11 protein-coding genes are annotated in these 8,714 nt (G+C 71.2%); 4 read left to right on the top strand and 7 right to left on the bottom strand.

Going from position 1 to position 8,714, the window contains the following annotated elements; all coding sequences use genetic code 11:
- The 6 genes from sepX to galU all read right to left on the bottom strand — a co-directional run.
- On the bottom strand, window positions 1-478 hold a 478-nt coding region (gene sepX, locus DQW85_RS32360; RefSeq protein WP_162795546.1), incomplete at its 3' end, for a divisome protein SepX/GlpR.
- Between the two features lie 124 nt (window positions 479-602).
- Entirely contained in the window at window positions 603-1,247 is a 645-nt protein-coding gene (locus tag DQW85_RS32355) for a GNAT family N-acetyltransferase (RefSeq protein ID WP_113703582.1), read from the bottom strand.
- Window positions 1,248-1,331: 84 nt separating this feature from the next.
- Window positions 1,332-1,820: a MogA/MoaB family molybdenum cofactor biosynthesis protein gene (locus DQW85_RS32350; RefSeq protein ID WP_420819199.1), complete on the bottom strand. Its 489-nt coding sequence runs from the start codon at window positions 1,818-1,820 to the stop codon at window positions 1,332-1,334.
- On the bottom strand, window positions 1,805-2,275 hold the full coding sequence (moaC, locus tag DQW85_RS32345; RefSeq protein WP_113703581.1) for a cyclic pyranopterin monophosphate synthase MoaC: 471 nt from the start codon (window positions 2,273-2,275) through the stop codon (window positions 1,805-1,807). The genes DQW85_RS32350 and moaC overlap by 16 nt, the downstream gene beginning before the upstream one ends.
- Window positions 2,272-3,459, bottom strand: a complete 1,188-nt coding sequence (gene glp / locus DQW85_RS32340) for a molybdotransferase-like divisome protein Glp (RefSeq protein WP_113703580.1) — start codon at window positions 3,457-3,459, stop codon at window positions 2,272-2,274. Before glp ends, moaC begins: the two co-directional genes overlap by 4 nt.
- Window positions 3,446-4,348, bottom strand: a complete 903-nt coding sequence (gene galU / locus DQW85_RS32335) for a UTP--glucose-1-phosphate uridylyltransferase GalU (protein ID WP_113703579.1) — start codon at window positions 4,346-4,348, stop codon at window positions 3,446-3,448. The genes glp and galU overlap by 14 nt, the downstream gene beginning before the upstream one ends.
- A gap of 24 nt (window positions 4,349-4,372) precedes the next feature.
- Between galU and DQW85_RS32330 the strand changes: the two genes are divergently transcribed.
- The 3 genes from DQW85_RS32330 (at window position 4,373) to DQW85_RS32320 (ending at window position 6,860) form a co-directional block, all read left to right on the top strand.
- On the top strand, window positions 4,373-4,942 hold the full coding sequence (locus tag DQW85_RS32330) for a 5-formyltetrahydrofolate cyclo-ligase (RefSeq protein WP_113703578.1): 570 nt from the start codon (window positions 4,373-4,375) through the stop codon (window positions 4,940-4,942).
- Between the two features lie 23 nt (window positions 4,943-4,965).
- Window positions 4,966-6,471: a potassium/proton antiporter gene (locus tag DQW85_RS32325; protein ID WP_113703577.1), complete on the top strand. Its 1,506-nt coding sequence runs from the start codon at window positions 4,966-4,968 to the stop codon at window positions 6,469-6,471.
- A gap of 68 nt (window positions 6,472-6,539) precedes the next feature.
- Window positions 6,540-6,860, top strand: coding sequence for an FmdB family zinc ribbon protein (locus DQW85_RS32320; RefSeq protein ID WP_113703576.1), 321 nt, complete (start codon window positions 6,540-6,542; stop codon window positions 6,858-6,860).
- Between the two features lie 112 nt (window positions 6,861-6,972).
- Here DQW85_RS32320 and DQW85_RS44955 read toward each other — a convergent pair whose 3' ends face one another.
- Window positions 6,973-7,314 carry a helix-turn-helix domain-containing protein gene (locus DQW85_RS44955; RefSeq protein ID WP_162795545.1) on the bottom strand — a complete coding sequence of 114 codons (342 nt, stop codon included), beginning with the start codon at window positions 7,312-7,314 and terminating at the stop codon, window positions 6,973-6,975.
- Between the two features lie 341 nt (window positions 7,315-7,655).
- Between DQW85_RS44955 and DQW85_RS32305 the strand changes: the two genes are divergently transcribed.
- A complete protein-coding gene (locus DQW85_RS32305; RefSeq protein ID WP_113703574.1) occupies window positions 7,656-8,462 on the top strand; it encodes an S-methyl-5'-thioadenosine phosphorylase in 807 nt (268 codons plus the stop codon).
- Window positions 8,463-8,714: the final 252 nt, after the last annotated feature.

The raw sequence follows: 8,714 nt of genomic DNA, 5'->3' as shown, positions 1-8,714 counted from the left end.
GCTGCTCGCGGAGCCGGCGCGCGCGCTCGGCGCGGGCCTGGGCGCCGCGCTGGCGGCGTTCGCGGTCCACCTGTACGGCGATGCGCAGGAACGCCAGGTACGCCAGCGTGACGACGATGGAGGGCGCGACCCCCCACCACGGCATCATCCTGACCGCGGCCGTAACCACCGAGGCGATGACGAGCAGGGCAGTGAAGAAGAGCAGGCGGCGGCGCCGGGCCACGATGATCGCGCGGCGGCGGGCACGGAACTGGCGGGGGTCCACCCGCTCGCTCTCCGCCATTGTCGCCTCGCCTTCCTCCGAAGAGGATGGGGAAGCCTCCAGGCGGTCGAGGTCGGGGAGCTGGTGTTCGCCGGTGTAGTACTCCTCGAGCTCGGCGAGCTCGGCGAGGTTGCTCTTGTCGCGGCGCAGCCACATGGGCACGAGGACGCACAGCCACATGACGACGATGGCGAGGTAGAGGAGGACGCTGCTCACGGCCACCTCCGGGCACGCCGAAAACGCAGGTGTGCTCCTGGCGTCTTCGATGTGCTCACGTCACGCACCGTAAGACCGCGTGTCACTGATTGACGAGCATTCGGTGCGGTGTGTCGCGAGATCGTCAAACCTCTTCTACCGGAGACCCCCCACGAGCGGCTGACTCGCGGGCGCGACGCCACTGTACGAGAAGCCCGCCAGGAACGTCCTCAACGGTCAACGCGTAGCAGATGTGGTCGCGCCAGGCTCCATCGATGTGAAGTTGACGACGCCGAATGCCTTCTTCCCTGAATCCCAGCTTCTCAACCACCCTGCGGCTGGCCTGGTTCTCTGGACGGATGTTGGCCTCCAGCCGGTGCAGTCCGGTGGTGAAGAAGCAGTGGTCGACGGCCATGGCGAGGGCCGTGGGGGTGATTCCCTGGCCGGCCAGGGCGCCGTCGATCCAGTAGCCCACCTGGGCCGAGCGGGCCGACCCCCAGACGATGGCCCCGACCGTGAGCTGCCCGGCGAATCGACCACCGTGCGTGATCACCCAGGGCAGCGCCATGCCCTGTCTCGCCTCGCGACGCAGGGTGCCGACCATGGAGATGTACGGACCGAGCCCGGTGCGGAACAGCGGTGTCTCCGGGTTGCTCGGCTCCCATGGGCGCAGCCATCCGGCGTTGCGCAGCCGGGTCTCGCGCCAGACGCGAACGTCGGCCAGCCGCAGCGGCCGCAGGCCCACGGACCCCTCACTCAGGGTCGCCGGCCAGCCACGAAGTCGATCCACATTCCCATCATCCCCCTATCGGGGTCGCCGCCGCCACGGGATCGTGCCCGCGAACAGCCGCGGGCCACGCCGGCCAGCCGACGGTCAGCGCGGGTGGTCGCCGCCGCGGATCTGGTCCACCGCGTGCCCGAGCACGGGAGCGAGTACGGCGACGCCGTCCCGTACGCCTCCCGAGGAGCCGGGCAGGTTGACGATGAGCGTGTCGCCCGCCTGGCCGGCGAGGCCGCGGGAGAGGATGGAGGTGGGGACTTTGTCGCGGTTCGCCTGCCTGATGGCCTCCGCTATGCCGGGAATCTCGCGAGAAATCACCCGGGCGGTCATCTCCGGCGTCAGATCGGCAGGCGTCAGCCCCGTTCCCCCCGTCGTGACGATCACGTCGTAACCGGCGGCGACCCCCTCACGCAGCGTCACCTCCACGGCCTCGCCGTCGGGCACCACCACGGGCCCCTCCACGGCGCACCCCGCCTCCCCCAACAGCGACACAAGGAGCGGACCCGACTTATCCGCATAAATCCCGGAAGAGGCCCGGTTCGACACCGTCACCACCAGCGCCCGGATCACGGCCGCCTCCACAACCCGGTCTTCCCGCCCGTCTTCTCCTCCACCCGCACATCGCTGACCACCGCCGCCGGATCCACGGCCTTGACCATGTCGATCAGCGCCAGCGCCGCCACCGCCACCGCGGTCAGCGCCTCCATCTCCACCCCGGTGCGGTCGGCCGTCTTCACCCTGCACGTGATGGCGACCCCCGAGTCCTCCACGTCGAGCGTGACCTTCACCCCGTGCAGCGCGATCGGGTGGCAGAGCGGGATCAGGTCGGGTGTCCGCTTCGCCCCCATGATCCCCGCGATCCGCGCCACCCCGAGCGCGTCGCCCTTCGGCACCTCGCCGGCGCGCAGCAGCGCGACCGCCTCGGCCGACAGCAGCACCCGCCCGGTGGCCGTCGCCGTGCGATCCCCGACGTCCTTGCCGGAGACGTCCACCATGCGGGCCGCGCCCGTCTCGTCCAGATGGGTGAACTCGCTCACAGCCTGATCACCTCGACCGCCGCGCCCGACGGCACCTCGGTCACGTCCTCGGGCACCATGATGAGGGCGTTCGCCGTGGCCAGGGCGGCCAGCTGGTGCGAGCCCTGCCCGTGCACGGGCGCCACCGTGCCGTCGCCGGCCAGCACGCCGCGCAGGAACGACCGCTTCCCCGCCGGCGACCGCAGCGCGCCGATGACGTACGCGGTCTCGGTCTCGGGAAAACCGGTGGGAAGGCCGCGCATCTTCCGCAGCGCGGGCCGTACGAACAGCATGAAGGACACGTACGACGAGACGGGGTTGCCGGGCAGCGCGAAGATCGGCACCTGGTCCTCCCCCACCACGCCGAACCCTTGCGGCATCCCCGGCTGCATCGCGACCTTCTCGAAACGGACGGTCCCGAGCGGCGAGAGCGCCTCCTTGACCGGCTCGTACGCGCCCATCGAGACGCCCCCGCTGGTGACGACCGCGTCGGCGCGCACCAGCTGCGCGTCGAGCTGGTCGAGGAAGGCGGCCGGGTCGTCGCTCACGGTGCCGGCCCGGAAGCCCTCGGCGCCGGTCTCCCGGACGGCGGCGGTGAGCGTGAAACTGTTGGAGTCCCAGATCTGGCCGGGTTGCAGGGACGTACCCGGCTCGACCAGCTCCGCCCCCGTCGAGAGCACGACGACGCGCGGGAGCGGGCGCGCCCTGACCCGCCGTCGTCCCACCCCGGCGATGATGCCCAGCTGGGCGGAGCCGATCACGGTGCCGGGCTTGAGGACGATCTCGCCCGCCTGGACGTCCTCACCGGCCCGGCGGATGGCGTTGCCGGCGGCGGCCGTGCGGTCGATGGTGACGGTGACGGTCCCGCCGTCCGTCCACTCGACCGGAACGACCGTGTCCGCGCCTGCCGGCACGGGCGCCCCGGTCATGATCCGTACGGCGTGGCCGGGCCCCACGGCGCGCAACTCGCCGGAGCCGGCCGCCACATCGTCGATCACCGGCAACCTGACCGGCACATCCGAAATATCCTCAGCTCGTACGGCATAGCCGTCCATAGCCGAGTTGTCGAACGGCGGCAGGGGCACCGGCGCGGCCACCTCCTCGGCCAGCGTCGTGCCCAGCGCCCGTTCGAGCTCCAGCTCCAGCGGCGCCAGTGGCCGTACCGTCGCCAGGATGTCGGCCAGATGCGCGTCAACCGACTTCATCGAGGAACTCCCGCAACCACGGCACGAACTCGGGCGCCAGGTCCGGCCGGTCCGCCGCGAACTTCACCACGGTGCGCAGGTAGTCGAGCTTGTCACCGGTGTCGTAACGCCGCCCGCGGAACAGCACGCCGTGCACCGGCCCGCCCTGGTCGGAGCCGTACCCGGCCAGCGTGCGCAGCGCGTCGGTGAGCTGGATCTCGCCGCCGCGGCCGGGCGGGGTGTCCTCCAGCACCTCGAACACCGCCGGGTCGATGACGTAGCGGCCGATGATCGCCCAGTTGGACGGCGCCTCGTCGACCGGGGGCTTCTCGACCAGGTCGGTGACGCGCACGACGTCGTCCTCCGAGGTCGCCTCGATGGTCGCAACGCCGTACAGCGACACCTGCTCCTTGGGCACCTCCATCAGCGCGATGACGCTGCCGCCGTAGGTGCCGCGTACCTCGATCATGCGCTTGAGCAGCTGGTCACGGTAGTCGATCAGGTCGTCACCGAGCAGGCAGGCGAACGGGTGCCCTCCGACGTGCTGCTTGGCGCAGAGGACCGCGTGACCGAGCCCCTTCGGCTCGCCCTGCCGTACGTAGTGCAGGGTGGCGAGCGAGGCGGGCTCGCGGACCTGGGACAGCCGGTGCTCGTCGCCCTTGGCCTCGAGCACCTCCTCCAGCTCGAAGGCCCGGTCGAAGTGGTCCTCGATCGACCGCTTGTTCTTGCCCGTCACCATGAGGACGTCGAGCAGTCCGGCGGAGGCCGCCTCCTCGACGACATACTGGATAGCGGGCTTGTCGACAATGGGCAACATCTCCTTGGGTGTCGCCTTGGTCGCCGGAAGAAACCGGGTGCCCAGACCCGCGGCGGGCACGACGGCTTTCGTCACAGGGTCGAAGTCAGCCATACCTAGACCCTAGTGGAGGTCCCTGTGGACAAGCTGAACCTGCGCCGGGAGTTGCTGTCCGCGCGCGCCTCCCTCACCCCCGAGCAACGGCGCGCGAACGCCGCCAAGGTGCGCGAAACCCTCCTCGACCAGCCGTGGGCGCAGATGGCCGGGCTGGTGGCCTGCTACTGGTCCATCGGCACCGAGCCGGAGACGCACGGGCTGGTGTTCGCGCTGTGGAAGCACGGCGCGACCGTGCTCCTGCCGGTGCTGTGCGAGGACGACGACCTCGACTGGGCGGTCTACGACGGCCCCGACACGCTGGCGCCGGGCAGGTTCGGGCTGATGGAGCCGGTCGACACGCGCCGCGGCCCCGACGCGATCCGCACCGCCGCGCTCGTGATCGTCCCGGCGCTCGCCGTGGACAGGCTGTCAGGGGTACGGCTCGGCCGCGGCGGCGGCTCGTACGACCGCGCGCTGGCCCGCGTCGGCCCGAACGTCCCCACGGTCGCGCTCCTTCACGAGGGCGAGCTGATCGACGGTGTGCCCGCCGACCCGCACGACCAGCGGGTCCGTTGGGCGATCAGCCCCGGGGGACTCACTAGTCTTATGTGACCGAACGTGCGAGAGGGGGCCATATGACGCTGGATGTCTGGCTCCTTCTCGGCGCTGCGATCGTCATCGCCGCCATCGTCTCCGTACGGATCGCGCACCGCAGCGGCCTGCCCAGCCTGCTGCTGTTCCTGGGGTTCGGCCTGGTCCTGGGCGAGGCGGGGATCGGAATCCCGTTCGACAACCCCGACCTGGCCAAGCAGATCGGCATGATCGCGCTGGCGGTCATCCTGGCCGAAGGCGGACTGACCACGAGCTGGAGCCACGTCCGGCGTGCGGTGCCGCTGGCGCTGATCCTCGCCACCCTCGGCGTGGCGGTCAGCATCGTGGTGGTCGCAGTGGCCGTGGAGGGGCTGTTCGGCGTCGACCGGACCACCGCGCTGATCCTCGGCGCGGTGCTGGCCCCCACGGACGCCGCCGCGGTCTTCTCCGTGCTGCGCCGCCTGCCGCTGCCACCGCGCCTGGCGGGCGCGCTGGAGGCGGAGTCGGGCTTCAACGACGCGCCCACGGTGATCGCCGTGATGCTGCTGAGCACCGCCTCCAACGCGCTGCCGCCGCTCGGGGCGTTCGTCATGGAGACCAGCGTCGAGCTGCTCATCGGCGCCGCCGTCGGCCTGGCGGTGGGACCCGCGGGGGCGTACGCGCTGCGCCGCGTGGCCCTGCCGGCCTCGGGCCTGTACCCGATCGCGGTGCTGGCGCTGACCTTCGTCTCGTACGGCGGAGCGGTGCTGCTGCACGGCTCGGGCTTCCTGGCCATCTACCTGACGGCGCTGATCCTCGGCAACTCCCGCCTGCCGCACCGGGCCGCCACCAGGGGCTTCGCGGAGGGGGCCGCGTGGCTGGCGCAGATCGGCCTGTTCGTCATGCTCGGGCTGCTCGCCGCCCCCCAGGAGATGGCGTCCTCCGTCGTGCCCGGCCTGATCGCCGGAACGGTCCTCGTGCTGCTCGCCCGGCCGATGTCCGTGCTGGCCAGCTCTCTGGTCGCCCGGGTGCTGCGGCTGGCCAGGGTGAGCTGGCGCGAGCAGGCGTTCCTGTCGTGGGCGGGGCTGCGCGGCGCGATCCCGATCGTGCTGGCGACGATCCCGTGGGCGGCGGACGTCGAGGGCTCCAAGGACATCTTCAACCAGGTGTTCATCATCGTGATCGTGTTCACGCTGCTGCAGGGGCCGACGCTGCCGTTCGTGGCCAGGCTGCTCAAGGTGACGGCGCCCAGCGAGGCGCACGACCTCGAGGTGGAGGCCGCGCCGCTGGAGGAGCTGCAGGCCGACCTGCTGCAGGTCAAGGTGTCGCCGTGGTCCAAGCTACACGGCGTGGAGATCTTCGAGCTGCGGCTGCCCGCCGGCGCCGCGGTGACGCTGGTCGTGCGCGACGGCCGGTCGTTCGTGCCGTCCGGCGACACCCGCATCCGCGCCGACGACCAGCTGCTGGTGGTCACCACCGCCGCCTGCCGCGACGAGGTCGAACGCCGCCTGCGCGCGGTCAGCCGCATGGGCAAGCTGGCGGGCTGGTTCGGCGAGCGGGGACTGGAATAGCCGATTGACCGGATCGGTTAGCATTAGCAGTCGCATCGCTCGAGTGCCAGAGCCTGAAGGAGGAGCGCGTGCCGACCTACCAGTACGCCTGCAACGACTGCGGTGAGCAGCTCGAGGTCGTCCAGAAGTTCACCGACGACGCGCTGACCGTGTGCCCGGCCTGCGAAGGCAACCTGCGCAAGGTCTTCTCCGCCGTTGGCATCGTGTTCAAGGGCTCGGGCTTCTACCGGACCGACAGCCGCTCGTCGTCGAGCTCGGCGCCGTCGTCCTCGTCGTCCTCGTCGTCGAGCAAGCAGACCGAGTCGTCGTCCTCGTCCTCTCCTTCCTCCTCTTCGTCGTCTTCGTCATCGTCGACCCCCGCTCCCGCACCGGCCGCCGCCTCCAGCTAGCCACTTCCCAACGGGGACCAGCCAGCCGAACCACAGTGGCGAACCTCCCACCAGCCACGACCCGGACCTGTCGGCCGGTCGGTTCTACCACCGGCCGCGACGATGACCCGGATCAGCCGGGCCGGTCGGCGCGCGCTCCCAGCGACTGCGGCGTGATGCGCGCACAGAGCTGCTCCAGCTGCGGGTCTGGGCCCCAGTCAGCCACCAGCCGGCTCAGGCTCTCGTGCGACGAACGCAGCAGGCGCAGCGCCGCCTGCTGCCCCTCCTCGGTGAGCCTCAGGTGGTCGCCGTTCGGTGACCGCTCCAGCAACCCCCTGTCGATCAGCTGGTCGGCGTACGGCCGCCCGCGCGCCCTGCTGACCCTCGCCCGCCTGGCCAGCGTCTCGTCCCTGACCCAGCCCTTGCCGTCGAGCCTGGCGACGATCCAGACGCCTGCGGGGGTGATCCCGACCAATCCGGCCAGCGCGCCCAGCCTGGCTTAGGGTCGCCCAGGCTCCCCCACAGCGGGGGCGAGCCCGTGGAGGCGAGCAGGTATGCCGTCACCACCCACGACAGCTCCTCAGGCCGCCGAGGTCGCTCACGATCGTCGGCAGCGCTGTGGACACGATGGCCTGGTCGAGCACACCGAGCAGCATTCCGAGCATGACCGCGATGATGATGAGACCGAGGCCGCGTTGCCGCACTGGGCCCGCTTTTACACACAGCGACAACATCGCTACGCCACGCACCCAAGTTATCCACAGAACGAGATTCGACCTCAGCTCGCTCCCCCAAGATGCCGCTACTCTCGGCGCCATGGCCACTCGCGCAGACATCGGAGTCATCGGCGGCTCGGGGCTCTACTCCCTTCTGGACGACGCTGAGGAGTTCGAGCTCACCACGCCCTACGGGCCGCCGAGCGACGTCGTCACGGTCGGGCGGATCGGGTCGCGCTCCGTCGCCTTCGTCCCCAGGCACGGGCGGGATCATCGGTTCCCGCCGCACCGCATCCCCTACCGCGCAAACCTCTGGGCGCTGCGATCCCTGGGAGTGCGCCAGGTGCTGGCGCCCAACGCCGTGGGCTCCCTGCGCCCCGAGCACGGGCCCGGCGCCATCGTCGTCCCCGACCAGTTGGTCGACCGCACGTCGGGACGGGCGCAGACCTACTACGACATGAGCGGGGCCGTCCACGTGTCGTTCGCCGACCCCTACTGCCCGTCCGGCCGTTCCGTGGCCGCGACGGCCGCACGCGACGGCGGCTGGCACACGGTCGACGGCGGCACGCTGGTGGTCATCGAGGGGCCGCGGTTCTCCACCCGGGCGGAGTCGCGCTGGTTCGCCGCCAACGGCTGGACGATCGTCGGCATGACCGGCCACCCGGAGGCAGTGCTGGCCCGCGAGCTGGCGCTCTGCTACACCTCACTGGCGCTGGTCACAGACCACGACGCGGGGATCGAGGCGGGTGAGGGCGTGACGCACGAGGAGGTCATGGAGTTCTTCGCACAGAACGTGACCCGCATGCGCACCCTCGTGGCCGCCACGGTCGAGGCCCTCCCCACCGACCGCACCTGCCCCTGCGACTCGGCCCTGGACGGCCTCAAGCTCCCCTTCGAGCTGCCATGACCACCGCCCTCCACCGGCCGACCAGACCGGCACCTGAGGCACCTGAGGCACCTGGCGGCCCACGATGACGCGCCCCAGGCGGCCACCGCTGACCCTCGTCCGGCCACCCGCCACGACGGAGCCCGACCCGCCCACCGCGACACACGTCGGCCCGACCGCCGCACCAGGCTCGCCGCCACCCCAAGCATCAGCGGGGCGGCGGCCCGGACCCAGCGGTGGTCCGGGCGCGAGCGGGGGACGCGGCGGCGGGCT

The sequence above is a fragment of the Nonomuraea lactucae genome, assembly GCF_003313395.1.
GTDB classification, from domain to species: Bacteria; Actinomycetota; Actinomycetes; order Streptosporangiales; family Streptosporangiaceae; genus Nonomuraea; species Nonomuraea lactucae.
The sequence above is the reverse complement of the archived record's forward strand: the minus strand, read 5'-3'. Positions and strand labels throughout refer to the sequence as shown.